The following is a 25,752-nucleotide window of genomic DNA, read 5'->3' as shown; positions in this document are numbered from 1 at the left end:
GAGCTTGGACGTTAGCCGGGGAAATTTAATGAGACACGTATTCGCTATGCTGGTAATGGTCGTATCGCTTTCTGCTTGCAGCACTGCCAGCCATAGAGAAAGTGAGATGGCCATTTCTCGTGTGGATGATTGCACTTGCTTCAAGTCCGTCGATAGCCAGCAGCTCGAGCCATGGGAGCTATCGTGGGATGATCCAGAGGCGCTTCGCAGGCAGTTCTCTCACTGCGTTTGTCAGGCACACATCGATTTGAAGCAAGTAGAAGACCCGAGAAGATATGTCGTGCCGGGAACAGTAGTAAAGTGAGGGCGGCTAACAAGGCCAGGCACAGCGACGGCTTTTCCGTTCCGGCATCGCCTCCACTACAAAGCCGCTCGTGCTGGCGGCGTTAAATTTACGTAATAACTAACATCGAAATATATTTTATGGCAAATAAAGACACAAAAAATGTTTCTTTCGAGATCAATCTAACGAATGGAAGAATGATTGGATCTTCAGATAGTAAAGAGGAAGTTGACCAAGATATTGGTAGGAAAATTTCTGAGTCAATATCACGTGCATTTCGGAGTCTGTCTTCTGACTGGATAAAATTGTTTGATGAAAAAGTTGCAGAAGAAGACTATCAACAAGCTTATGAAATATTTTATGAAAATAGGGGGTTGCTGCAGTTTTCTACTGACAAGAAGATCCTAGTAAAATTGAGATGCATGAATGTATCAAGACTCGATAAGGACTCAAGAAAAGAATATCTAACTTTTTTAATAGCATTATCGTCACACTTGGGAAAGAGAGAAGAAACGCTAGGAGATATCGAAAAAATACTAGATGAATACAAGGATGAATTAGATCCGATTTTGGTTCAAAATCTATATCTAGAAAAAGCGAATATTTCTGCAATTAAGGGATTTTATAATAAAGCTTCGCTCATTTATAAACAAGTAATTTCATCAAATGACAGTGACTCAGGAACTATTGCTTGGGCATATCAAGGGTTATCCAAGATATCTGAAGCTGATGAAGATGTTATAAGTTACGCAGAGAAAGCTGCCGACAAACATCTAGAATCTGGAGCTAGAGACGAAGCTGTCAAAAATATAATTCAAATATCAAACATTAAATCACCAACAGACCCTCAAGCAGCAATCCAGTTAATTGATAAGTGCATTGCACTCTACGGATCAGAAAAACTGATTGATAGAGAATTATTAGCATCCTTAAAACACAAAAAGGCTGCATATCTACAGAGAATCGGAAAAAATATAGATGCACTACCTATTGCAGAAGAAGCCTGCGAATTGAGACGTGGCTTAATCGGAAATGAAATCGAACTTCATGCAAGCCTATCTTTAGCTGAAATTCTAGCAAATACCAATGGAGAGACGAGTAAAGCAGAGGGGTTTAAATTCGAAGCTGAGAGCTTGTCTGACATAATAAAGGATGACAACTTTTCTCTGAGATGTGAAATAGGTGAACTATTAGTTGAAGCTAAAGTTATCGATGAGGACCTAATGTCTCGAATTGTTGCATCTGGAGATAGCTCGATATTATCAGCAGCTCTACTGTATCAATCTACAAATAGTGGTTTTAGTTTGGAAGAGTCTATAGAGCTACTTGATAGATCTAGAATTGCTGTCGAATCACATAATGATAACCAAATGCTTGACGTAATTCACTTCGCTATTGCGGAGAAATATCGCAATGAAAGTATGATTGATGATGCTTTCAAGCACTACAAGAAATCTTTGGCGTGTAATCAATTTTATCATTCTGCTGCACAAAATTGTGTTGCAATGCTATTTAATGAAAATCGATGGAAAGAAGCTGAATTCTTCATTAAAGAAAGAATAGATTTAATCGGTGAGCTTCCTGGTATTTGCTTTGCTTATGCTAAAGCTCTGTATGAAAATCGTAAGTATCCATTGGCGTTTAAATATTTTAAGAAATCAGACCCATCTATTGAGGGCATAAGTGACTATATAGCGGACTGCTTAGAAAATATTGATGATAAAGATATAATATCTTATCAGGAAGGAAATAGTTTTCCCGAGATAGCAATAACGGCCGAACAATTCTACGAAGCTTTAGAAGAATTTTCAAAGTCCATTAGTGCAGATTCGAGAATGCATTTCTGGGATAAAGACAAAAAATCTGGAAAGTACAAATGGACAAAAAAACCAGAAGAACTATCAAAGCAAATGCTGATTACCTTTTTGAATGGAAAGTTTGGTAAGGATGCAATTGAAATCCTTCAAGAGTCCAAGGCTGGTGCGGGTTTTATAGATCTCTATGTGCTGTTACCAGGTGGACTAAAAGTTGTTATTGAATTGAAGATGTGTGGTAACGGATATAGTTCAGGCTATGCCCTCTCTGGAGAGAGTCAAATTATTCATTATCAAATAAACAAATTTACGAAGCTTGGTTATCTCGTTGTGTTTGATGCCAGAGTAAGAGATTACGGAAAGCACTTTAAAAAGCTACAGATGATCAATGATCATACGATCTATTCAATTGCCATAGATCTGCGGTCAGAAATAGCTAAGTAATGAAATTTAACAAAGCGCTGCACTCGGACAAATTTTACGCTGCGCTCCAAATTTACCGGTGAGCGCGGCGTTAGCCTTTTAAATTGGAGAATGAAGTGGTAAACCCTACTATAGCGTTTCAAACAATCGACTGGAAGAGCATCGCTAGAACGGAGCACAAAGGTGAAACGGGCATCGCGTATTGGCAAACGGTTGAGTTTGAGGGACTCAGAATAAGGCACGTTGAGTATTCCAAAAATTACACAGCTGATCACTGGTGCCAGAAAGGGCATATTGTTTATTGCCTGAAGGGAGAGGTTGTCAACGAATTAGAGGATGGAAGCCGTTCAATTTTGCGTGAAGGCATGTCTTACGTGGTGTCGGATGGATTGAGTTCACACCGATCAATCACAACCGATGGTGTGCATTTGCTCATTATCGATGGCGATTTCTTGAATCCTGGCAACAACTAAGAATCATCTTCCTGGCCATGTTCGAAGAACAAAAAGCTAGCAAGGCGTTATGCATTCGGAGTAGGCATATGAAAAAGATTTCGATTGGCGAGAAATTTAGTCTGTTTCACGAGGAGTGGACTCCTAAGATAATCGCCGAAACCAACGGCCAGCTTGTAAAGCTCGCGAAGGGAAGCGGCGAGCTTGTGTGGCACAAGCACGACAACGAAGACGAGCTGTTTATTGTCTTTAAAGGGCACCTCACCATACAGATGCATGAAGGAGATGTTACTTTAGGTCCAAATGAAATGTTCGTTGTGCCAAAGGGGGTTGAACATTGCCCGTTAGCGGAACCAGGGACACACTTCATGATGATTGAGCCTGGAAGCACGGCGCATACTGGCGACCTCAAGACTGATGTTACGGTCTCCGCCGAGGACCAAGAATGGATTTGATGCATAACAAGGACGCTGCAGCCCGACGCTCGGCCTTGTCGCGACCTTGTTGCCCCAAATCCGCGCCAGCCTTAAGCGCAGCTGAGTGCCGACGTTAGCCGCTAAAAGGGGAGTCCTATCATGTCCATCGAGCTATGGCTTGCCTTCGTTGCCGCATCTGCGGTGCTTCTCATCATTCCTGGCCCGACCATCCTCACGGTCATAAGCTACTCCATGACGCATGGTCGGCGTGCGAACGTGCCGCTCGTCGCTGCCGTTGCACTCGGCGACTCAACGGCCTTGGTGGTGTCGCTTCTTGGCTTGGGTGCACTCCTGGCAACCTCGGCTTTCTGGTTTACGGTCGTCAAATGGGTTGGCGGACTGTACTTGCTTTACCTCGGTATCAAACTCCTTCGCGCTGGCATTTCTGCCGTTGAGCTGTCTGCGCCGGCCGCACCAGGATCCCGTTGGAAGCTGTTTGCGAACACCTACCTGGTCACCGCGCTCAATCCGAAGGGCATCGTATTCTTCGTTGCCTTTCTGCCGCAGTTCATCAATCCAAGCTTGGCCGTCACGCAGCAGCTTTGGGTTCTTGCAGTCACCTTCGTAGCGATGGCCGCGCTCAACGCAACGCTGTATGCAGTATTTGCTGGCTCGGCGCGAAAGCTGCTGTCCTCGCCACGGGCGCAACGGCGCTTCAACCTGGCAGGTGGTTCGCTGCTCTCAGCAGCTGGCGTGTGGGCACTCCTCGCAAAGCGTCCTGTATGAAGGCGGCTATCCCGCCCATCGAGCGGACGCCTTCCAGCGGGCTTTGCCTGCTGCCAGCCGCTCAAGTCCGGCGTTAAGCCTCAGCTGCACTAACAGCGAGCAGTTCGTTTTGCTGTTCCTGGCTTCGTAGAGAACGGCTGCAAGATACCGTGACGCCTAAGCCCACGCTCAATCCGACGCGCTATGGCATGCTTCCGTACGAGGTTTCGGTTGACAATAGCCGAATGGGAGGGAAGATGCATCTCAGTGAGCTGACAATTAAAGAACTTCTGCAGCTTCAGGCTGCCGCGACCAATGAGCTCAGAGTTCGGGGTGTGGTCAGAACTCAAAATAATCCGCTTGGTGATTATACAGAGTGGCTGGTGGCAGAGGCCTTGGGTCTTGAGCTTCAGGCCAACTCAATGGCGGGATATGATGGCATCACCAAGGATGGTGTGCGTATTCAGATAAAGGGGCGTCGTGTGACCCCAAGAAATGATTCACGTCAGCTAAGTGCTATCAGGAAGTACGCTGAGAAGGACTTTGATGCTCTGGCGGCCATAATTTACGACGAGGACTTTAACGTAATTGAAGCATTGTTGATTCCTCACGAGGTTGTGGGAGATTATGCTTCGTATCGTGAGCATGTGAATGCTCATATTCTGATACTGAAAGAGCCAGTCTTGAGTGACCCGAGAGTTCAGTGCTTTAAACATGTGCTGGGCAGTTTGCAAGGCCAAGCACGGCTATAGATTTTTCGCCGCGGTTGCACCTTCACTACAGATCTTCACGTGTTGGTGAGGTTGGCGATTAAGGAGAGTTCATGGAGAAAATTGCCTACAGCCAAGAAGTTATAGATCTCTTGGTTGCTTGTGACCTGCCAGTTTCTGATTTGCGGGATGATGGCGGCGTTTGTTTCTTTGGCCTTCGTCATCAAAGTGATCTAGTGGGCGTCATAGGGGTTGAGGTATGCGGTGATTATGGACTGCTTCGCTCGCTCGCTATTTCTGCAACCCATCGAGGAAATGGCCTTGGTCAGAAGCTTGTAGCATTTTCTGAAGAGTGGGCAACTTTCTCTGGCCTAAAAGCGCTATATCTTCTGACAAACACAGCTGATAATTTCTTCAAGCGCTTGGGCTACGAGGTACTAACTCGCTCGGAGGCTCCAAACGTCATCACTGAGACACAGCAATTTTCTGGGCTATGCCCGGACTCATCAATTTTCATGGGTAAAGGGCTTGTGTAATGCTCCTGGTTTCTGCACACCTACGCGGCTAATGCCGAGGGTGCTTAGGGCGCCACATGGCCCAAAGAGTGATTTGACCGTTCTTCGTTGTAGTGCCGAATCCAACGGTCGATGAACGCTCTGGCTTGGCCCAGTGACTCAAGCAGGTTCCGGAAAAGCCCGCAAGAAACAAGAGAGAAGTTTCAAAGTTTGTAATTCCATGTGCGATCCAAAAACTATTAACGAACTGTGTTCGTGCTCTTGTCTACAGTCTGGTAAAGAGTGTTGGATTTATGCGGCGGGAAGGAATACATAGTAATGCGCTGTTGACGGACAATTTTACACCGCTTCGTGGTTCCAAATTGCCGCAGAACTCTGCCTTAGTCGTTAAGGAGGAACTATGAGCTACGACTTGAATTTTTGGAAGTACAACGATGGTATCGCCCTCGAACATCAAGTGGTTTACGAGAGATTGAGCGATGGCAAACATGTGGAAGGGCTTGAAGAGCTTCCGATTGGGGCGATGCTGGAACGCTTAAAAGATCTCTTCGCCGATGGGTGGCGTCAGGTAGATGAGACTACTTGGGAGAATGAGAAGCGGGGCGCTTTTCAGATCTTTACCACACCGCAGTTTTTTAGAGTCGACTGCTACGGTATGAGGGGTGAGGACATGAACCGACTTATCGATTTAGGGGCTGAGTTCGGCTGTCCTCTCTATGATCCCCAGGCCGGGGTGCGCTTCGATGGGAACGGCTGACAACCGCTTTGAGTCCGGCGGCTTACCCTTCCGCTGCGCTCGAGGCCAAGTCGCGGCTCAAGCGGAACGGTTAGATGTCATCTAAGTTGAATTACCGCCGAGCCGCGTCACTTCCACGTCAATCCTACCCATTTCGGAGCAGCACCTAGTGCTTACCATCGCCAATATCGTTGTCTTCTTTGTCGCAGCCTTGCACGTCTACATCCTTGCCTTGGAGATGTTCTTTTGGGACAAGCCGCTGGGGAGAAAGGCCTTTGGCCTGAGTGCCGATTTCGCAGCGCAGACGAAGACGTTGGCGGCAAATCAAGGCCTGTACAACGGTTTCCTGGCGGCAGGGCTCTTCTGGGGCCTTGCCCTTGGCCAAGCAGGATTCTCCATCAAAGTCTTCTTCCTGCTTTGCGTCTTCGTCGCTGGGGTCTACGGTGGTCTCACGGCGAACAAGAAGATTCTCCTCATTCAAGCTGTTCCCGCCGCGCTTGGTCTCGTTCTGCTGTTCCTGGCTTCGTAACAAACCGCGCTTGACCCTGAAAAGCTAGCTGAGCAGGGCAAGGTTCTGGCGCGAGGCCAGGTGGCGGTTCAGCTCACCGATGTTGGGGTGAGTGGCAGCTCGAGCTGCTCGACGGGAAGCGGCTTGCAGAGGTAATAGCCCTGGAACACATGACAGCCCGCCTCGATGAGCCAGTCGAGCTGGTGGGCGGTTTCTACACCCTCGGCCACCACCTCGAGCTGCAGGGATACTCCCATGGCGATGATGGTTCGCACGATGGCCATGTCATCGCCGCTCAGCAGCAGATCGTTGACGAAACTCTGGTCTATCTTGATCTGATCCAGCGGTAGCCGTTTGAGGTACTGCAGCGAAGAGTAGCCGGTGCCGAAGTCGTCCAGGGCGAACCTGATGCCGAGACGCTTCAAGCGCCGCATCTTGTCGATTCCGGCCTCGACGTCGTCCAGCAGGCTGCTCTCCGTCAGCTCCAGTTTCAAGCGGTGGGGATTGGCTCCACTAGCGGTGAGTACCCGTTCAATACGCTCGACGAAATCCGGTTCCTTGAACTGGCGGGCGCTGACGTTCACGGCCAGGGTCAGATGTGCCGTGGCCCCTAGCTGCTGCCAGACCACCAACTGCCGACACGCCTGTTCCAGCACCCAATCGCCGAGGGGCACGATCAGGCCACTCTCCTCCGCCAGAGGGATGAACTCCGCCGGCGACACCATACCGCGAGACGGGTGCTGCCAGCGGATCAGCGCCTCGGCCCCCAGCGGCCGATGGTCGGCGTCGTACTGAAGCTGATAGACGAGGCGGAACTCGCCACGCTGTAGGGCCAAGCGCAGATCGCGCCTGGTTTCGTTGCGCGCTTCCATGAGGGCCTGGGTGGCATCGTCATGGAAGCAAATGGTGTCGCGACCGGCCATCTTGGCATGGTGACAGGCGGCATCTGCCAGCTTGAACAGGGTCTCGACGTCGCTCGAGCCGTCGAACATCGCCACGCCCTGGCTTGCCGAGAGGAAGTGCTGAATCCCATCGATGGAGTAGGGCTCGGCCACGACGATCCGGATTCGGTCGGCCAGCTCTTCCGCCAGATTGGCCGCCTTGTCCGGCTGCTTGGGCAGGGAGTCGATGATGAGGAGAAACTCATCGCCGCCCAGCCGTCCTACCATACACCCCTCCTGCTGGAAGGTGCGCAATCGCTGGGCAACCTCGCGCAGCAAGCGGTCGCCGGTACGATGGCCGTAGCTGTCGTTGATCTGCTGGAAGAGATCGAGATCCAGGTAGATCAGCGCGCCATGCTGGCCGTTGCGCTGACACAGCATCAATGAATGCGCCAGGTGCTCGCTCATCATGCGCCAGTTGGGCAGTTCCGTTAGGCCATCGAAGTGGGCCAACTGGTGCGCCTTGCGTTCGGCTACGAGTCGACGTGCCTCGCTTTCACGCAGCCGCAGCACCGCCAGGGCAAGCTGCTGCAACTGACCCTGCCCCAGTTCGGCAAGGCGCTGAACTCGCGGCAGCTCGGGAACCTCACGGTGGGGATGGGAAAGCGCGAGCAGCCCTTCGGCGATGATCAACAGGTGACGATTCAGGATCCGGGCGGAGTAAAAGGCGGCGACCAGCATCAGTGCCAGGATCGCCCCGCCAAACAGCAGCAGCGTGTTGAAGTGCCCAAGAGTGTCCTGATAGGCATCGCTGGTGCGCTCGCCGCTGCGCTGCGCCAGCTTGGACGAAAGGTGCCCCGTGAGCATGGAGAAGCGCAGGAATTCATGCTGTGCCTCGTCCAGGTAATGTCGGGCCCGGGTAGCATCCACGGTGGCGATGTCGCCGGCCATGATGATGAAGCGCCGATAGCCCTCGAAGGCCTCGCGCAAGTGTTGGGCACTGCCGTGGTTCAAATCGATCATCAGCGGCGTTTCGGTCAACGTCTGTATCTGCCCGCCCAGGGTGGCAAGCTCGTTGACGAAGCTCGAATGCAGCCGATAGCTGGCAAGCGCCGACAGCTCGCCCCGGTCGGCCTGCTGCAGCATGTCCACTACGCCCTGATGTAGCTCGCCCAGGCTCTGAGTGTAGTTGGCGGCCTGCAGCAGAGCGGCCATGTCCGCCGACTGAATGGCGTGGTTCTGAGTCATCCTTTCCTTGAGCACCTGCACCGCGGCAAGACCGAACAGCAGGGCAGGGATCAGCACCACCAGAGTGGGCAGAAGAAAGATCCAGATGAGCGGTCGGTTCGACTTCATGGGCAACCTTACGGCGCTTGGGAGGCCAGCGATGGCCACAGCTCCGGTGGAATGCTGGCACGGTAGAGATAACCCGCCTCACCGAGCGGCGAGAAGATCACCAGGGTGCCTTCGGCTGGGAAGTAATCCATCAAGTCGGCCAGGTTGGGGCCATGGGCCACGATCATGCGGTTGGCGCTGCCCTCGACCGGCAGTGAGAGAGCCTTGCCGGTATGCTCGATGACCGGCCGCTTCTCGTCGTCCGTCATCGCGGCGGTATAGCGCAGCAGCTCATCGATCTGCTGGGGCTTGTGCGGGAACAGGATCCGAGCGGTCTCCTGGGCTCTGCAGAAGGGGCTGACCAGGATGGGCTCCACGATGGGCCAGGCGTGCCGCGCCATGTGCTCGGCGACAGTGGCCATGAGTTCACGACCCTCGTCGCTCAGGGGCCGCTGGGTAGCACAGTCGTTGAAGTCGACCGGTACCCGATCGGGAAGTGTTGTGTCAGTCGGCCCATGGCGCATGTAGAACACGTAGCCGCCCTGGTGTAGGGAAGCCAACAGCTCGGCGCTGGGCTCGACCGCTACATGCTCATCAGCCCAGGCGAACAGGCTGGCAAGACACAGCAGGCACGCCAACGACAGATGGCAATAGGGCAACGGCTGTCGAAGCAAAGTGGGCAGAGGGAGCACGGATGACCCTAGTTATCGTTTGTAATGATTCAATATGCATTAGAAATCTAATACTCACTAGCCGGCCTAGGCGTAGGCAGCGAGATATTTGATCCAGGTCAAGCTGATGGGCGGATGCGCTTGCGCCAATGGTGCTGCCTTGGTGTCGTGCTTTGGTTGGCGTTGCCCTCAACGTTTCTCTCGGTTACGTTGAGAAAAAAGCTGCAGAAGATGGCTTACGTAACCAAGACGTACTCAGGGATGCCGCATTAGGGATGCTGGGAATCATCATCCATTCTGCCAGCAGGGCGGTAGCGTCCCTGAAATTTGTGACTCAACCCAACGGGCTACGCACCCCGGCAAGCCTTTGCCCAGCACATGCCTCTGCACCGTAGATCTTCCTGGGCCGGGACTGTCGTGCTTTACGCGAATGGTCGTCTTTATCTTATCAATGAGTTTTAGGGCATGTGTGTGCCTCCATACTCGGCTTCTTTGTATAAGAAAATGTGCATACAGTATATTGATTCCGGCAAAACGCGCGTGCGCGCGAATTCTGCATAGGTGGTCGAGCTATATTTAGGTTTTTGTGAAATCAATAGGTTAGGGGAGCGAGAACGTGCGGGATAACATTGTTGAACGCGCACACGTGTTCATCCAATATCAGGACGTTCAGTCCAATCACTGTTAAGCAGTAAAACTATGAGCAAAGAGTTGATCGATAGAATCATAAAAGACCTTGAAAAATCAGGCTTCAGCACCGAGCTTAGGGCCCGTCAAATTTTTATTGATTCCGGATGGTCTGTAAGTGCCGGCTACGGCTACCTGGATAAGGATGAGGATAAATCAAGAGAGATCGATATTGTCGCAACGCGAGTGCTTGGTTTAAAGCATGGCGAGAAAAAATACACTCACTCAGAGTTTCACGTCTGTGGAGAGGTAAAGAAATCCGAAAAACCATGGGTGGTATTTGATCAACACTCTCATCCATTCTTACTGTCGTGCGCCTGGAATAATCTAATATCCGCTATTAATTTTCCAGGCAATCCAATTCAGTTAGCAGAGACCCTGAAAAAGAGTTCGCCTATCAGGAAAAATGGGTGGCTCGGAAGTGGGATACATGAATCGTTCAAAAACCCAGACCAACCGTCACGTTGGTACGGATCTTTCGTTTCTGTTTCCAAAGCTTCAGAGTATTACTACGATTCAATTTCACCAGACGGTGCGAAGCAAACAGACGATATCCTTAATAATCCTTGCGAAATTCACTTTGTTCAGCCGCTAGTGATTCTAAATGCACCGCTTTTCCGAGCCCGGCTCTCAGATGAAGGTGAGATTGCTGTAGAGGAGATTAACAGCGCCGCTTTTAGGTTCGATTACCCTTCGAAGCATTATAAGAATTCTCCATATCGAGTCGATGTTGTACGACTCGAGCACTTAGGGGAGTATCTCTCGCTAATAGAGAGGCGGCAGCAGGAACTTTGTTCGGAAGTCGAGGCTCGTGCAGGTTTTGCTTAACAATCGGCTGCACAGCGACCGATTTTCCGCCGCTTCGCGGCTCCAAACCGGCGCGTGAGCCGTGCGTTAGCTGCCCGAGTTACCCTCAGCGCATGGAGCCAATAAATAGTGAAACTATATAAATTTACTCCAACCTTGGATATCGCTGAAAAGATCTCTGTGGGTATATTTCGATTTTACGAATTAACAAAGTACATTAAAATTGAAGATGATGTGGGTAGGTCTGATTCAGCAGAATGCTCTGTTAGCTTTCCTGATGAAGAGTACGAGAATTTCCCCGAGCTTCTACCGACAGGCAGCTTTAGGGGTATTGAGTTCAAGTGTATCAGCGTAGGTAATGATGAAGAGTACATAAAACAATATTTTGTTTTTTGCATGAGCACAAAAATAGACAAAAAGGCAATTGGCGACTCTAAATATGCAGTTGAACTCTATAAAGACAGTTTTGATTTATTTATGCAGTTGTTAAATGAGCCTTATGAAGAATTAGAAAACCCTGATGGTCGTAAATTCTTCAGTCACGGAGAAGTTGAATATTACAATATTAATAACCACCCAAAACCTATTGTGGGTGAGTTTTGGCGTGAGGTTTACCTAAAACATACTGACTTTAAGTATCAGAATGAATACAGAGCAGCATTTTGTGCTTCTGATCATTTCTTTGAAAGAACCATGAATAACCCAATGGTTATCGAGAAGAAAATATATGGCAAAGATAAAGAGCCAATGGGATTTAATCTAGAGCTGATTGTTCAATCTGGAGTTGATGATGAGGGGTGGCGTTACCTTGAAATCGACATATCAAAGTTCGCAGAAAATATAGACCCAGAGCCAAGTAAGATAATTGAAATTTCAGAGGTTGCGGAGTGCTAATCAAGGTCGCAGCTAACAAGCGCATGTTTCGGACTGGTTTTCCGCTGCGCTACAAACCAGCCGCAAACGCGGGCGTTAAGTATTCGTTTAAACATAGATATATATATGGCATGGATACCAGCACTGACAACAACAACAGCTTTTGGGCTCTTGCTGGGAGTCGTGATTTGGCTCTCGCGTAATCTCATTGTTACTAGATTGACGAACTCTGTAAGACATGAATATGACGTCAAAATCGAAAAATTAAGAGATGAACTTGGCAGTAAGCAAAAGCAAATTGAAGCGCTAAGAAGTGGGGCGTTATCTGGAATCGTGAATCGGCAGTCGGTTCTATATCAACGTCAGGTTTCTGCTGTTGAACAATTGTGGGGTGGTGTTATTCAAATGGCCCCTGCAAAAGGTATCGCAACGCAGGTTGCTCACTTTAAGTTCGAGAACACGGCCAAAGCCGCAGCTGAAAACCCACAATTGCAGCAACTTTTTGAGATGATGGGAGCACAATTTGACAAAGATTGCCTTTCGACGGTGGAGGCGAATAAGTCCCGGCCATTCGTAACGCCTATCGCCTGGGCATATTTTTATGCGTACCAAACAATACTTGGGCATTACGTTGCGAAAATGCTAATCCTTCAGCAGGGTATTCGCGATGCTGCGAAGCTCATCGATAATAAAAATATAACGAAAATTATAAAAGCGGCATTACCTCATCAAGCAGAAAATATCGATAGGTTTGGTCATGAGATGTTTCATTTATTTATCGATGGGCTTGAGAACAACCTTCTCTTGGAGCTGCGCAGAATCATAGAAGGCTCTCATGCTAATGATGAAAATGTACGGCAAGCAAATCAAATTCTAAAAGCAGTTGAAGATCTTCAGGCTCAAAGTGATCAGCCTGACAGTGACACTTAACAAGGTGATCAACGGGACGCCAACTACGCTGCGCTCCGTTGCCGCCCGTTACCACTGGCGTTATGTTCTATGAGGAGGCTTGATTGACCACTCGCGTCATTGAAGTGGCGAAGTTTAGAGCTAAATATAGGTATTCATTTGATGATGAGTACTTTTACTTGTTCTGGAAGAAAGGACTGCGGACGCTAGTTCATGATAGATATCCATTGAGTGAGATGTCTGCCGAGTTAGATCACTGGCGTGGTCGGCCTCACTCCACCGTGACGAATATAAAAAAGTCTATATTCTGGCTTGTAGTGTCGATTGTGGTGTTCATTCTGGCCTCTTCCCCTTTGACATTGTCGATTTCGGTTTTTGCTTTCGTCGTATCTGGTCTATTGCTGCTCAATGAAATTGGCTTTCTATTTCCCGTGAGTGCAACAATTTTGGATTACGAAGATCTAAGTGGAAGTGTCTATATGTTCCATGGGGGAAAAGGATCTGAAGATTGGTCAGCCTTTGAGAGAGGGCTTTCAGATGCGATTCGAGCCTCTAAGCTGTCTAGAACATAACAATCGGCTGCACAGTGGCCTTGGTTACCGGACTCCGATAGAGTTCGAGGAGATTAACTGATGGTGGCGTGTCCACTTTGTCGGGGGAAGTCCAACGCACCTACGCTAGCGCTCCAGTGCGCCGCAAAGCCAAGGCGTTAGCTATTAATCGAACGGGGAGAAATTTAGTAACCAAATCACATCTCCTAAAAGTGGATTCTTCGGGTTTCTAGTACTATGTGTGCTCATGGGATCACCTATCGCCTTTTATTTGGGTTATGAATCACTAGCATTCCTCATTGTTGCTATAGCAACCTTTCTTATGCTGGCTTGCGGCGTTGCAGTGCTCGTGCTAATCAATAATAGGCAAGTGGATGTATCGGAGCGGAATCGACAGTAAATTCATTACTTCGCGTAGCTATACCCGGCGCAGTAATTAGCAATTTGTATGGCTAACAAGAGCGTCAGTGTGTACAGTGATGGTATTCACCTGACACATGCCCCCGTGGGCTCCCTATAGTTAATTTGCTTTTCAGCGGCCAACTGTCAGGTAAATACCGTCACACTTCAAAAAAGTTCATTTTAAGGCTGTAGCGCTCAGTAACGGAACAACATTATCTTAGGCAGCGTTAAGCGTCAACCCAGCGAGGAAGCAACCTTGGGCATCCGTGTTGATGACGTGCGAAGTGAAGAAGTTATCGAGCTAATACGAGAGCACCTTGAGTCGATGGCGCCGACGGCTCCACCGGAGAGCCGCCACGCGCTCGATCTCGATGGGCTACGTGGCCCGGACATTACTCTTTGGGCGATGTGGGACGGGGCGGAGCTCGCCGGTATTGGAGCGCTCAAGCGCCTTTCACAAACCCACGCTGAGATAAAGTCCATGAGGACCGCAAAGCCCTACTTGCGTCGGGGAGTTGCCTCACGCCTTCTGTCGCACATAATGCGTGAGGCAAAAACACGCGGTTATAGCCAACTTAGTCTAGAGACCGGGTCAATGGAGTACTTTCAGCCTGCAAGGGAGCTATACGCTTCATTTGGCTTTACCCCATGTGCGCCATTCGGAGATTACCTGGAAGATCCGAACAGTGTGTTTATGACCCTGTACATAGATGAGGTAAGCGCTTAACGAGCCGCTGAGACTGCCGCAAAGAGGCGTTGCGCTTTAGCGGAGCGTTAGCGCCAGATGTTTACAGGTGTTCTCTGGCACCTACACTGCCGTGCAGATGAAGCATTCAATTCAGCATCAGGAGGCTTCATGACGTCACTCAGGCTTCCGCACGCTCTCACAATCGCAACCGCTGCCCTCGTGCTCAGCGGCTGTTCGTCACCGGGAAATGGTGAGCCGCCAACGGCAACCGAAGCATCCAATACCTCTCAACCCGAAGCGGCGCTTGCTCCGCTTGACGTGGGCGACGAGCAGATCCGTGCGGCGGATGGATCCGTGCTGGTCGGCATTGCCGATGTGCCGGACTCCATTCGCGTGGATCAACAGGCTGAGTTTGGTGCTGCGGAGCGCTTCCAGGAGGCCTCGCTTTCGCCGGACGGTGCCTGGCTAGCCATGGTCACCACGGGGGCGGCACACAGCGCCGGCTGGCTGATCCGAGAAGGCACGCGGAAGCCAAGACCGGCTGCGTTCCAGTACGGCGGCATCATCGCCATCGGGCCGTGGAGCGACGATGCTCGCCGGGTGGTCTTCGTGCAGGAAGGCCCTGCGGGAGGTCGCACGCTAACGGTGGTCGATGGGGAGCGGCTGGGAGAAACGGTGGAGGCGACTGCCATGCCGGTGCGCAGCCCCGATCATGAGGCGCGAGCACCCGAGGAGCGCATCTACGAGGCGCTGGCGTGGAGGAATGGAGAGCTGCTATTCCGAGTAGGCGGCGAGCGCTGGGTCTTCGATCCGGATAGCGGGGAGGTACGGCCCTCGAAGCAGTAGGTTTCACAACCGGGTTTCACATAATGGCGAGTGGTCTTCCAACCACTCGCCATTTTCGTTTCAGGCTTAACCTAAGCCTAGTCGCGCCGATGCTGGTAGCGTCCGCCGGCCCAGGTTTCCAATATGCTGCGATCATCGCCCAGCATCATCAGTGCGAAGAGCCGCTCGCCGAGGGTGCGGCAGCGGGCATGGCGCCTGGCCAGCAGCGTCTCTGAACCACGACCGTCGCGTCAGGCGGTATCGGCACGGCGGCGCTGACGCAGCCACTGGGAGAGGTAGACCAGGCCATAGAGGCTCACCCCGAGCAGGTCGGTGAACCAGTTGGGCTGGATCAGCATAAAGGCCACCGCCAGCAGCACCAGGCGCTCGAGCAGCAGGGTTTTCAGGCGCACGAAGCCCTGCACCCCGGCGGCGAAGGCCATCATGCCCACCAGGGCGCTGACGAAGATATGCAGGATCTCGAGCCAGCCGCTCACGCCGATCTGCAGCAGCGACACATTGAAGATGAACATGAAGGGCAGGATGGCGGTGCGCATGTCGTAGATAAAGCCCTGCACCCCGGTGCGGATCGGGTCGCTGCGGGCGATGCCGGCGGCGGCGTAGGCGGCCAGCCCCACCGGTGGGGTGTCATCGGCGAGGATACCGAAGAAGAACACGAACAGGTGTGCGGCCAGCAGCGGGATGCCGAAGCCGAACTCGTTGCCTAGGTTGTAGATCACCGGCGCCGTCAGGGTGGCCATCACCACGTAGTTGGCGGTGGTGGGCAACCCCAGGCCGAGGATCAGGCTGGCCACGGCGGTGATCAGCAGCACGATGGCGAACTGGGTGGTGGTATCGAAGGTCACCACATTGCCACCGAAGAACTCCACCACCGGCAGGGTGATCAGGCCGATCCCCGAGGCCATGGCGCCACTGAGGATCTGGATGATCTCGGTGAGCCTGAGCCCCACCCCGGTCTGGCTCACCGAACCGACGATGATCCCGGCGGTGGCCACCGCCACGGCGATGCCCACCATGTTGCGTGCTCCGGCCAGCAGGCCATGGAAGAGGGTCACGAGGCCGTGCCACAGTGCCGGCAATATCGGCCGCCCCTGCAGCCAGGCCTTGATCGGCTCCTGCACCAGCATCAGCACGGCGAGCGCCAGGATCGCCACCATCACCGCATAGCCGGGGGTGCGCCGCAGGATGATCAGGTAGTAGACCAGCACTGCCACCGGGATCAGGAAGTGGATACCGCCGATAAAGGTCGCCAGCCGCGGCGGCAGATCATGGCGCGGGATACCGTGCAGGCCCAGCTTCAGGGCCTCCAGATGCATGATGTAGAAGAGCGCGAAGTAGGCGACGAAGGCCGGAATGGCCGCGGCGCGAACCACCTCGATATAGGGCACCCCGACGAACTCGGCGATGATAAAGGCCGCCGCTCCCATCACCGGAGGCATCAACTGACCATTGGTGGAGACCGCCACCTCGCAGGCTCCAGCCTTGTGGGCCGGGTAGCCGGTGCGCTTCATCAGCGGAATGGTAAAGGTGCCGGTGGTGACCACATTGGCCAGGGACGAGCCGGAGACCATACCGGTCATCCCCGAGGCCACCACCGCCGCCTTGGCCGGGCCGCCACGCAGATGGCCGAGGAAGGAGTTGGCCACGTCGATGAAGTACTTGCCCGCCCCGGCCTTGTCGAGCATCGAGCCGAACAGCACGAAGAGGAAGACGAAGGCGGTGGAGACCCCCACCGGCACCCCGAAGATGCCCTCGGTGGTCACGTACTGCTGGCTGATGGCCCGCTGCAGGCTGGCACCGCGGTGCGCCAGCAGGTCCGGCATCCACTCCGCCAGCCAGGGCACGGCCCCCCGCGGCCCGGTGAGCTGGTAGAGGAAGAAGAGCCCGGCGATCACCGCCAATGCCGGTCCCAGGCTGCGCCGGGTCGCCTCCAGCAGCAACAGCATGAACAGCAGGCCGATCCAGATCTCGCGCGTGAGCGCCAACCCCTGGCGGGCCTGCAGGCCCTGGTAGTCGAATACCAGATAGAGGGCCCCGGCGCCGGCCAGCAGGGCGAACAGCAGGTCGAACCAGGGCAGCCGCTCGATCTGCTCACCGCGTAGCGAGACCAGTACCGCCACACAAAGGACGAGGCCCATGCCCAGCGCCAGCCAGTTCGGCGGAGCCAGCGGCGTCACCTCGCCGATCAGGCGCACTGCGGCATAGCCCACCCCCAGGCTGATGCCCCCCAGCACCGCCAGTTGGAAGACGCCCGGACGCCGGCGACCGCGAATGGCGGGAAAGACCAGAAAGGCCAGGGTAATGCCGCAGAACACATGCACCGCCCGCTGGATCACCACGTCCACGGCGAGCACGCTGGCCACGCCGAGCTGGAACAGCGACCAGCCCAGTGAGAGGGCGACGATCACCCACAGCAGCAACCCGTGGGGCAACCGCGCCCCGGTCTCGAACTCCTCGACCAGGCGCCGCGCCTCGCGGGCGGCTTCGGCATCGACCCGGGACGCCGATCCGGGCTCCCGGGGCGACTCGGGGGGTGGGGAAGCTACGGCCATGGCGGTGCCTCGCAGAGGGGCCGTCAGCGGGAGTCGGCCGGGGCCGCTGGCCCCGGCCTAGTCCCACGCTTACAGCAGACCGGCCTCCTGATAGGCACGCTCGGCGCCGGGATGCAGCGGGGCGCCGAGGCCGCTCAGGAAGTCCTCCGCGGTGAGGAGGTTGAGGGCCGGATGGATCCGGGTGAAGTCCTCCAGGTTGTCGAGTACCGCCTTGGTCACGTTGTAGGCCACCTCCTCGTCCAGGTCGGTGGTGGTGACGAACAGCGCCTTGACCCCGAACAGGGTGATGTCCTCCTCCTGGCCGCGATAGGTGCCCGCGGGCACCTCGGTGAAGGCATAGTAGGGGTGCTCCGCCACCAGGGCCTCGAGCACCGCATCATCCATGGGCACGAAGACCACGTCCTGGGTGGTGCTGATGTCCTGCAGGGCGGCGCCGCCGATGCCGATGGTGTAGAAGAAGCAGTCGACGCGACGGTCACGCAGGAAGTCGACGCCCTCGGGGGCGGTCAGGCTGAACGGCTCGAAGTCGTCCAGGCCGATCTCGAGTGCCTGCAGTGCCTGCTCCACGGTGAAGCGAATGCCGGAACCGGGGTTGCCGATATTGACCCGCTTGCCGGCGATATCGCGCACCTCGGTGATCCCGGACTCCCGGGAGCAGACTAGGTGCAGCGGCTCGGCATGCAGGCCCATCACGGTGCGCAGTTGATCTACCGCCTCGCCCTCGAACCCCGCCTCGCCGTGGTAGGCCTGATAGACCACGTCGGACTGGGCGATGGCCAGGTCGAGCTCGCCGGCGGCCAGGGCCCGGGCGTTGAAGGCCGAACCGCCGGTGGCCTCCACCGTGGCCCGCAGACCCACATCGGCCTGGTTGATGATCTGCGCCGTGGCGCCGCCTACCGGGTAGTAGATACCCACCACGCTGGCGGTGCCGATGGTGAGGAACTGGCGTTGGCCGAGCGCCTGATGCGCCACGAGGGCCAACGCTATGCATAACAGCAGTACGAGTGATTTTTTCATGACAGCCTCCCCTTCGGGCGCTCTCGCTCGGCGTCGTGTCCCGGCGGGCACCCTGAGCCGGCCGTGCCGGCCCGGTTGGTGGTAAGCCATCCTTAGTGTACGGAGCACCGATAGGGCTCCGCGATGAAAGACGGACAGTTCCCTGCCGCCCGACGAGCTGCCCCTGCCCGTACCGGAGGCACGGCCCAGGATCCACGAGGGAGAGGTCAGCCCACCGCCGCCCCGGGGAGCTCACCTTTAATTCTATACACTCCGTGATATTCTGAAATTCCCATGATCCCGCCTTATTCATGAGGCAGGCCTGAAAACGAAGATAGCGGATGGTATTCTCTTGAGAAATCAGTGCATTCCGCCAAGAACCTGATTCCAGAGAACCATCCGCTCCGAAACCGGGTTTCACACTAAATTTCAAATCGTGGCGAGTGGTCCTCATGAATTCTGAGAGCCACTCGCCATTTTCGTTTCAGGCTTGGTCGCGCTGGTGCTTGCAGCGTCCGCTGGCCCAGGTTTCCAGAATGCTGCGGTCGTCGCCCAGCATCATCAGGGCGAACAGCCGCTCGCCGAGGGTCTTGCAACGTGCGTGACGTCGCCCGAGCAGTGGCGAGCCGTCGGGGTCGATCACGACGAAGTCGGCCTCCATGCGGGGGGCGAGGCGGCCGATCTTGTCGTCCAGCGAGAGCGCCTTGGCGTTGCCCAGGGTGAGGCCGTAGAGGCCTTGCCAAGCGGTGAGCGGTTGGCCGCGCAGCTGGCCTACCTGGTAGCCGGCCTTGAGCGTGGCGAGGCCGGAGAGGTCGGTGCCGCCGCCGATGTCGCTGGCGTAGGTGATGTTGAGGCCGACCTCGCGTGCCGCCAGACGGTCGAACAGGCCGCTGCCGAGGAACATGTTGGAGCTGGGGCAGAAGGCGATGTTGGCGCCACGCTCGGCCAGCCTGCAACGCATCTCCTGGTCGAGGTGAATACCATGGGCGAAGGTGCTGCGCGGGCCGACCAGCCCGGACTGCTCGTAGACTTCGAGATAGTCGCGGCTCTCGGGGAACAGCTCGGCCACCCAGTCGAGTTCGCCGGGGTTCTCGGAGAGGTGGGTCTGCAGCCACAGGCTCGGGTCGTTGCGCAGCAGGCCGCCGGTGGCGTCGAGCTGCTGGCGGGTGGAGGTCGGGGCGAAGCGCGGGGTCAGGCTGTAGCCCAGGCGCCCTCTGCCGTGCCACTCGCCGATCAGCAGTTCGGTGTCGCGAATGCCGCCGTAGGTGTCGTCGCACAGCGCCTCGGGGGCGTTGCGATCCATCAGTACCTTGCCGGCCAGCATGCGCAGGTCGCGTTCGCGGCAGGCAGAGAAGAAGGCTTCCACCGAGGTGGGGTGGCTGGAGCAGAACACCTGGGCGGTGGTGGTGCCGACCCGCAGCATCTCGTCGAGGAAGGCGTTGGAGATCACCTCGGCCCGCTCGCGCTGGGCGAAGCCGCACTCTTCGGGGAAGGTGTACTCGTTCAGCCAGTCCAGCAGCTGACGCCCGTAGGAGGCCATGATCTCCAGCTGCACGTAGTGCACGTGGCTGTCGATGAAGCCGGGCATTACCAGCTTGCCGCGATGATCCACCGTCTCGATGCCTTGGGGCAGGCGTGGCGCCAGCGCTGCGTAGTCGTCGATGGCCTTGATGCGGCCGTTCTCCAGCCACAGCGCGCCGTCGGCGTAGTGACGCACGCTGCCTTCGGCGGGGCTGTCGCCTTCGCCGGGGTCGGCATCGAAGCTCAGCAGTTCGGCGCGTATTACGCGGGTGTCGTTGCTCGTCATATCTGGGGCTCGTTGGTTGCTGCCCCCGGCGTCCGCTGCCGAGGGTCAGTGATTCGTCCGGTTCGTAGGGTTAGAACAGAGCACGCAGCTCTGCCGGCGCCAGGCCGCGCTGATCGGCGCGCTCGGCATTGCCCACCATCGGCAGCAGTTCGGCCAGGGCGGCGATGGCGATGGCGTAGGGCGTCTTGTCGCCGCCTCTGATCGGTTTGCCATCCGGGCCCCTGGCCAGCCCGATGGGGCAGCGTACCCGGGCCAGGGCCGTGTCGTCGTGGCCGGCATCGGTGAGCCGCGAACGGAAGCTGGCCCACTTGCTCTTGGAGCCGATCAAGCCGATGGAGGCGATGTCGTCCCGCTGGAGCAGGGCGTCGACCAGGGCGCGATCCTCGGCGTGGTCGTGGGTCAGCACCAGCGCGTGGCTGCCCGCCGGCAGGGCGGCCACGGCGGCCCGCGGGTCGGCCGCGTGGCGACAGGCCAGGCGTGGCTGCGCCTCGGCCCAGTCGGGGAAGACGCCGTCGCGGCTGTCGTGCCACAGCACACGCCAGGGCAGCGGGGCGGCCAGGCGCACCAGCTCGGTGCCGACATGGCCGGCGCCGAAGAGGGCGAGCGTCGCCGCGCTGCCGGGGAAGATCTCCAGCAGCACGTTGACGAAGCCGCCGCAGCACTGGCCGCTGCGGCCGCCCAGGGCGAAGGCCTCGAGGCTCATGCCGAGCTCTCCCGATGCCAGCCGCTCGCGGGCTGAGTCGATCACCTGAAATTCGAAGGTGCCTCCGCCCAAGGTGTCGTGGACGGCGTCCGCCGTGATCACCATGCGAGCGCCGGGCTCACGAGGCGTGGAGCCGGCGCTGGTCACTACGGTGGCCAGCGCATGGGGCAGGCCGTCCCGTTGCAAGCGGTGCAGAGCCTCATGCCAGGCCTGCGGACGCGACGCGCTCATCACACGCCATCCTTTTTCAGGGGCCAGGCATCATATTTAGCCCGCAGAGTCTCGGCGGCCATCAGTACCCGTTCCGGCGTGGCCGGCGTGTCGAGGCGCGGCGCCTCGGCGTAGTCGGCCAGGCTTGCCAATGCGTCACGCAGCGCCGACCACACCGCCATGCCGAGCATGAAGGGCGGCTCGCCCACCGCCTTGGAGCGATAGATACTGGCCATGGAGTTGGGGTGCCCCTCCATCAGCCTGACGTTGAACACCGGCGGCAGGTCGCCGTAGGTGGGGATCTTGTAGGTGGCAGGGCCATCGGAGATCAGCCGGCCGGCTTCGTTCCACTTCAGCTCCTCGCTGGTCAGCCAGCCCATGCCCTGGATGAAGCCGCCTTCCACCTGGCCGAGGTCGATGGCCGGGTTCAGCGAATCGCCCACGTCGTGGAGGATATCGACCCGGTCGACCTGGTACTCGCCGGTGAGGGTATCCACGCTGACCTCCGCCACGGCGGCGCCAAAGGCGTAGTAGTAGAAGGGGCGGCCCTGGCCGACGTTACGGTCGTAGTGGATCAGCGGCGTGGCGTAGAAACCCTTCTCCGAGAGCGAGATGCGGTTGAGGTAGGCCGCCTGGACCAGCTCGCCCCAGGGAATGCGTTGCTCGCTCTCGCCGTGACCGGCGACGAGATGGCCAGCCTCCAGGCGCATGTCCTCGCGATCGAGGCCCTGGTCTTTATAGAGATGCTCATGGGCGAAGTCGAACAGGCGCTGCTTGAGCTTCACGCAGGCGTCGCGAGCGGCCTGGCCGTTGAGGTCGGCGCCGCTGGAGGCCGCCGTGGGCGAGGTGTTGGGCACCTTGTCGGTACGCGTGGCGGTGATGCGGACCTCGTCGGTATCGAGCCCCAGCTCGCGGGCCACCACCTGGCAGATCTTGGTGTGCAGCCCCTGGCCCATCTCGGTGCCGCCGTGGTTGATCATCACGCTGCCGTCGGTATAGACGTGCAGCAGGGCGCCGGCCTGGTTCAGGTGCTTGGCGGTGAAGGAGATGCCGAACTTCACCGGCGTCAGCGCCAGGCCTTTCTTGACGATGGGGCTGTCGGCGTTGAACTCGGTGATGGCACGGCGCCGTGTCCAGTATTCGCTGCTGGTCTCGAGCTGTTCGACCAGCGCCTTGAGCAGGGCGATCTGGTCCACATGCTGGCCGTAGTGGGTGGTCTGGCGGTCGGGGCGGTAGAAGTTGCGCTTGCGCACCGTCAGCGGGTCCTCGCCGATGCGCCGGGCGATATCGTCCATGGCCGCTTCGATCACCATCATGCCCTGGGGGCCACCGAAGCCACGAAAGGCGGTATTGGAGGCGGTATGGGTGCGGGCGCGGTGGCCGGTCACCCGGGCATCGCCCAGCGAATAGGCGTTGTCGCTGTGGAACATGGCGCGGTCGACGATGGCGTCGGACAGGTCGGGCGAGTAGCCGCAGTCGCCGATCACGGTGATCTCGCCACCCAGGATCACGCCCTGGTCGTCGACGCCCAGCCGGTAGCGGTTATGGAACGGATGACGCTTGCCGGTCACGCGCATGTCGTCGCCCCGGGGCAGGCGCACACGGGTGGTGCGGCCCGTGCGCCTGGCGATCAGCGCGGCGATGCAGGCCCAGGGTGACGCCTGGGTCTCCTTGCCGCCGAACCCGCCGCCCATGCGGCGCACTTCCACGGTGACGGCGTGGAACGGAATGCCCAGCACCTCGGCCACCAGTTTCTGGGTCTCGCTGGGGTGCTGGTTGGAGGTGAAGACCACCACGCCCTCGTCCTCGGTGGGCTGCACCAGGCAGGCCTGGCCTTCCAGGTAGAAATGCTCCTGGCCGCCGACAAACTGCTCGTCCTCCACGACCAGGGCGGCATCCTTCAGCGCCTGCTCCCAGTCACCGCTCTGTTGAACGTGGGTGGGGCGCACGAACTCTTCCCGCTCGGCGGCGGCGACCGGGTCGAGGCAGGCCGGCTGCTCGTCGATCTCCACGACGGCTGCCTGGACGGCTTCCCGGGCGGCGCGATGACTCTCGGCGGCCACGGCGAAGAGGACCTGGCCGACGTAGCTGATCTCCTCCTCGACGAAGATGGGGTCGCCGGGGAACACGGGACCGATATCGGTGTGGCCGGGTACATCACCCACGGCGATGACATCCACGACGCCGGGCATGGCACGGACCTTGTCCAGGTCGAGGCGGGTCAGGCGGCCGTGAGCGACGGGCGAGAGGCCGAGTGCTACGTGCAGGGTATCGGCGGGCGCCTTGAGATCGTCGATGTAGGCGGCGCGCCCCGTGACGTGCTTGACCGCGCTCTCATGGGCCTGTGCATGTGGATGAGGAGCCGCATGCACGGTATCCCGCGCCAAGGGGCTTGAGCCCTTGATGCGACCGTCGAGCTCGTGGCGGGCAGTTTCCGACTCCGCGCTCACGTCAGGTGCGGTCGATTTATTCAGCTTAGTGAGCGTACGCATGGAGCATCACCTCCCGGGGGCTATCGGACTCGGCCTGAGCGATCACGAGGCGCAGGCGCTCGAGCAGGTTGGCGGCGGAGAGCCGGCGGTATTCGGCGCTGCCGCGCACGTCGGACATGGGCTGGAAGTCCTCGGCCAGGGCCTCGCGTGCGGCAAGGAAGGCTGCCGCATCGGGGGCCTGACCCTCCAGCGCCGCCTCGGCACGGGCGGCGCGCTTAGGAATCGCCGCCATGCCGCCGAAGGCGAGTCGCACGTCGCGCATCACGCCGTTCTCCATGCGCCAGGCGAAGGCGCCCAGCACCGCGGAGATGTCGTCCTCTCGACGCTTGGACAGTTTCCACACCTTGAGAGTTTGGCCCTCGATGGGGCGAGGCAGGAAGAGCGCCCGAATGGCCTCGCCCTCGCGCAGGGCAGTGCGCTTGTAGTCGAGGAAGAAGTCCTCTAGAGGTAGCTCGCGCTCGCGCACTCCATGATCATCATTGGGGCCGACCAGGCGCAGGCGCGAGCCCAGCGCCAGCAGCACCGGCGGGGTATCGCCGATGGGCGAGGCGTTGGCGACGTTGCCGCCCAGGGTGCCGCGGTTGCGCACCTGCTGGGAGCCCAGGCGGTGCAGCAGGTGGGCGAAGGCGTCGTAGTGCTCCTCGAGCAGCGGCTCCAGGCGCGTATAGCTGACGGCAGCGCCGATCCACCAGCCTTCGCGACCGTCTTCCAGCGTGGCTTCCTCGATGACATTGAGCTCGGCCACCCGGGTCACGTCGATGACACGTTCGAAGCGCGCCAGGCGCTGGGTGGATTCGAGCCACAGGTCGGTGCCGCCAGCTACCAGGCGCGTCTTGGGATGCCGCGTGAGGCAGTCGGTCAACTCAGCGAGGGTTGTCGGCTGCAGGAAGGCGGCGTCGCGGTCGAGGCGTTGCTCGCTCACTTCGCTGTCACGGGGTGCCGCAGCATCGAGCCACAGGGGGCGATTGTCCGGGTGGGCATTCATGCTCAAGGCGGCATCGCGGATCGGCCGGTAGCCGGTGCAGCGGCACAGGTTGCCGCCCAGTGCGGCTTCCAGGCGCTGGGGCGTCAGCGGGGCCGGGGCCTGGCGCTGTTGCTCGTGCAGGGTGAACAGCGACATGACGATGCCCGGCGTGCAGAAGCCGCACTGGCTGCCGTGGCACTCGACCATGGCCGCCTGGGCCGGATGCAGTGCCTCGCCCTGTGCCAGGCCATCCACCGTGACCAGGTAGCGACCATTGAGCTGGTGGGCCGGCGTGATGCAGGCGTTGGCGCTGTGATAGCGCAGCTCGCCGTCGGGGCCGGGCTCGCCGATGGCTACCGTGCAGGCGCCGCAGTCACCCGAGGCGCAGCCCTCCTTGGTGCCCGTAACGCCGAGCGTTTCGCGCAGCAGCTCGAGCACGCTGGTCTCGGGAGAGGCCTCGCTCCGACATGGCTGCCCGTTGAGCATGAAGTCGATCATCGCCTTGTCTCTTGTTGACGTTGTGATAGCTGACCGGTCGCCACGCAACGAGAGGTCGCTGCTCGACCGTATCGATACGAGTTGACCAAATGGTCAGGATGATCTCAGCATGGGCCAGAATGTCGCACTTTGCAAGAGTCAGGTGGCTATCAGGCAAGCGGACAATGGTCATGCTGGCAATATGGTGCCCAATCCGCCGTCGATGGTCTCATTTGCAGGAACCGCTGCGGTGGGGCACTCTTTTGGCTTCATCATTCA

Annotated in this window: 23 protein-coding genes; 14 read left to right on the top strand and 9 right to left on the bottom strand. The window is 57.2% G+C overall.

All coding sequences use genetic code 11. The features are described 5' to 3' along the window. Window positions 1-423 precede the first annotated feature (423 nt). The 6 genes from ACUY1T_RS01880 to arsN2 all read left to right on the top strand — a co-directional run bounded on the left by ACUY1T_RS01880 (window position 424) and on the right by arsN2 (window position 5,399). Window positions 424-2,541, top strand: coding sequence for a tetratricopeptide repeat protein (locus ACUY1T_RS01880; protein ID WP_446020014.1), 2,118 nt, complete (start codon window positions 424-426; stop codon window positions 2,539-2,541). Between the two features lie 95 nt (window positions 2,542-2,636). Next, window positions 2,637-2,993 (top strand): DHCW motif cupin fold protein, encoded by a 357-nt coding sequence (locus ACUY1T_RS01875; RefSeq protein ID WP_446020013.1) that lies wholly within the window; start codon window positions 2,637-2,639, stop codon window positions 2,991-2,993. Window positions 2,994-3,061: 68 nt separating this feature from the next. Next, complete coding sequence (locus tag ACUY1T_RS01870; protein WP_446020012.1) at window positions 3,062-3,427, top strand: cupin domain-containing protein; 366 nt, start codon at window positions 3,062-3,064, stop codon at window positions 3,425-3,427. A gap of 120 nt (window positions 3,428-3,547) precedes the next feature. Beyond that, on the top strand, window positions 3,548-4,174 hold the full coding sequence (locus ACUY1T_RS01865; RefSeq protein WP_446020011.1) for a LysE family translocator: 627 nt from the start codon (window positions 3,548-3,550) through the stop codon (window positions 4,172-4,174). A 236-nt stretch (window positions 4,175-4,410) separates the two neighbouring features. After that, window positions 4,411-4,905: a DUF6998 domain-containing protein gene (locus ACUY1T_RS01860; protein WP_446020010.1), complete on the top strand. Its 495-nt coding sequence runs from the start codon at window positions 4,411-4,413 to the stop codon at window positions 4,903-4,905. A 71-nt stretch (window positions 4,906-4,976) separates the two neighbouring features. Next, window positions 4,977-5,399: an arsenic resistance N-acetyltransferase ArsN2 gene (gene arsN2, locus ACUY1T_RS01855; protein ID WP_446020009.1), complete on the top strand. Its 423-nt coding sequence runs from the start codon at window positions 4,977-4,979 to the stop codon at window positions 5,397-5,399. A 44-nt stretch (window positions 5,400-5,443) separates the two neighbouring features. On the opposite strand, the gene ACUY1T_RS01850 is transcribed toward arsN2, so the two are convergent. After that, a complete protein-coding gene (locus tag ACUY1T_RS01850; protein WP_446020221.1) occupies window positions 5,444-5,545 on the bottom strand; it encodes an integrase core domain-containing protein in 102 nt (33 codons plus the stop codon). A gap of 233 nt (window positions 5,546-5,778) precedes the next feature. Between ACUY1T_RS01850 and ACUY1T_RS01845 the strand changes: the two genes are divergently transcribed. Next, the gene (locus ACUY1T_RS01845; protein ID WP_159551843.1) at window positions 5,779-6,135 is read left to right on the top strand and encodes a hypothetical protein; all 357 of its coding nucleotides are present in this window, start codon (window positions 5,779-5,781) and stop codon (window positions 6,133-6,135) included. A 148-nt stretch (window positions 6,136-6,283) separates the two neighbouring features. Beyond that, window positions 6,284-6,643, top strand: a complete 360-nt coding sequence (locus ACUY1T_RS01840) for a DUF1304 domain-containing protein (protein ID WP_446020008.1) — start codon at window positions 6,284-6,286, stop codon at window positions 6,641-6,643. Window positions 6,644-6,711: 68 nt separating this feature from the next. On the opposite strand, the gene ACUY1T_RS01835 is transcribed toward ACUY1T_RS01840, so the two are convergent. Both ACUY1T_RS01835 and ACUY1T_RS01830 read right to left on the bottom strand, forming a co-directional pair. Next, window positions 6,712-8,859 carry a putative bifunctional diguanylate cyclase/phosphodiesterase gene (locus ACUY1T_RS01835; protein ID WP_446020007.1) on the bottom strand — a complete coding sequence of 716 codons (2,148 nt, stop codon included), beginning with the start codon at window positions 8,857-8,859 and terminating at the stop codon, window positions 6,712-6,714. A gap of 8 nt (window positions 8,860-8,867) precedes the next feature. After that, window positions 8,868-9,497: a histidine phosphatase family protein gene (locus ACUY1T_RS01830; protein WP_446020006.1), complete on the bottom strand. Its 630-nt coding sequence runs from the start codon at window positions 9,495-9,497 to the stop codon at window positions 8,868-8,870. Between the two features lie 711 nt (window positions 9,498-10,208). On the opposite strand from ACUY1T_RS01830, the gene ACUY1T_RS01825 reads away from it, so the two are divergent. From ACUY1T_RS01825 to ACUY1T_RS01800, 6 genes are all read left to right on the top strand, one after another. Beyond that, complete coding sequence (locus ACUY1T_RS01825; protein WP_446020005.1) at window positions 10,209-11,024, top strand: hypothetical protein; 816 nt, start codon at window positions 10,209-10,211, stop codon at window positions 11,022-11,024. A 108-nt stretch (window positions 11,025-11,132) separates the two neighbouring features. Beyond that, on the top strand, window positions 11,133-11,897 hold the full coding sequence (locus ACUY1T_RS01820; RefSeq protein WP_446020004.1) for a hypothetical protein: 765 nt from the start codon (window positions 11,133-11,135) through the stop codon (window positions 11,895-11,897). Between the two features lie 105 nt (window positions 11,898-12,002). Beyond that, window positions 12,003-12,806 carry a hypothetical protein gene (locus ACUY1T_RS01815; RefSeq protein ID WP_446020003.1) on the top strand — a complete coding sequence of 268 codons (804 nt, stop codon included), beginning with the start codon at window positions 12,003-12,005 and terminating at the stop codon, window positions 12,804-12,806. An 83-nt stretch (window positions 12,807-12,889) separates the two neighbouring features. Continuing rightward, window positions 12,890-13,357, top strand: a complete 468-nt coding sequence (locus ACUY1T_RS01810) for a hypothetical protein (RefSeq protein ID WP_446020002.1) — start codon at window positions 12,890-12,892, stop codon at window positions 13,355-13,357. A gap of 658 nt (window positions 13,358-14,015) precedes the next feature. Then, entirely contained in the window at window positions 14,016-14,465 is a 450-nt protein-coding gene (locus ACUY1T_RS01805; protein WP_446020220.1) for a GNAT family N-acetyltransferase, read from the top strand. A gap of 129 nt (window positions 14,466-14,594) precedes the next feature. Continuing rightward, complete coding sequence (locus ACUY1T_RS01800) at window positions 14,595-15,272, top strand: hypothetical protein (protein ID WP_446020001.1); 678 nt, start codon at window positions 14,595-14,597, stop codon at window positions 15,270-15,272. 230 nt (window positions 15,273-15,502) lie between these two features. Here the strand turns inward: ACUY1T_RS01800 and ACUY1T_RS01795 are convergent, their stop codons facing one another. The 6 genes from ACUY1T_RS01795 to xdhA all read right to left on the bottom strand — a co-directional run bounded on the left by ACUY1T_RS01795 (window position 15,503) and on the right by xdhA (window position 25,494). Then, the gene (locus ACUY1T_RS01795) at window positions 15,503-17,824 is read right to left on the bottom strand and encodes a TRAP transporter permease (RefSeq protein WP_446020000.1); all 2,322 of its coding nucleotides are present in this window, start codon (window positions 17,822-17,824) and stop codon (window positions 15,503-15,505) included. Window positions 17,825-17,893: 69 nt separating this feature from the next. Next, the gene (locus ACUY1T_RS01790) at window positions 17,894-18,841 is read right to left on the bottom strand and encodes a TAXI family TRAP transporter solute-binding subunit (protein ID WP_446019999.1); all 948 of its coding nucleotides are present in this window, start codon (window positions 18,839-18,841) and stop codon (window positions 17,894-17,896) included. A gap of 463 nt (window positions 18,842-19,304) precedes the next feature. Then, a complete protein-coding gene (gene guaD / locus ACUY1T_RS01785) occupies window positions 19,305-20,627 on the bottom strand; it encodes a guanine deaminase (protein ID WP_446019998.1) in 1,323 nt (440 codons plus the stop codon). A 70-nt stretch (window positions 20,628-20,697) separates the two neighbouring features. Continuing rightward, window positions 20,698-21,561, bottom strand: coding sequence for a xanthine dehydrogenase accessory protein XdhC (gene xdhC, locus ACUY1T_RS01780; RefSeq protein ID WP_446019997.1), 864 nt, complete (start codon window positions 21,559-21,561; stop codon window positions 20,698-20,700). Beyond that, the gene (gene xdhB, locus ACUY1T_RS01775) at window positions 21,561-24,032 is read right to left on the bottom strand and encodes a xanthine dehydrogenase molybdopterin binding subunit (RefSeq protein ID WP_446019996.1); all 2,472 of its coding nucleotides are present in this window, start codon (window positions 24,030-24,032) and stop codon (window positions 21,561-21,563) included. The genes xdhC and xdhB overlap by 1 nt, the downstream gene beginning before the upstream one ends. Further along, the gene (gene xdhA / locus ACUY1T_RS01770; protein WP_446019995.1) at window positions 24,016-25,494 is read right to left on the bottom strand and encodes a xanthine dehydrogenase small subunit; all 1,479 of its coding nucleotides are present in this window, start codon (window positions 25,492-25,494) and stop codon (window positions 24,016-24,018) included. The genes xdhB and xdhA overlap by 17 nt, the downstream gene beginning before the upstream one ends. Between the last annotated feature and the right edge of the window lie 258 nt (window positions 25,495-25,752).

It is taken from the genome of Billgrantia sp. Q4P2 (genome assembly GCF_052806135.1).
Note: the sequence above shows the minus strand (reverse complement) of the source record. Positions and strands in the feature narration are given on the sequence as shown.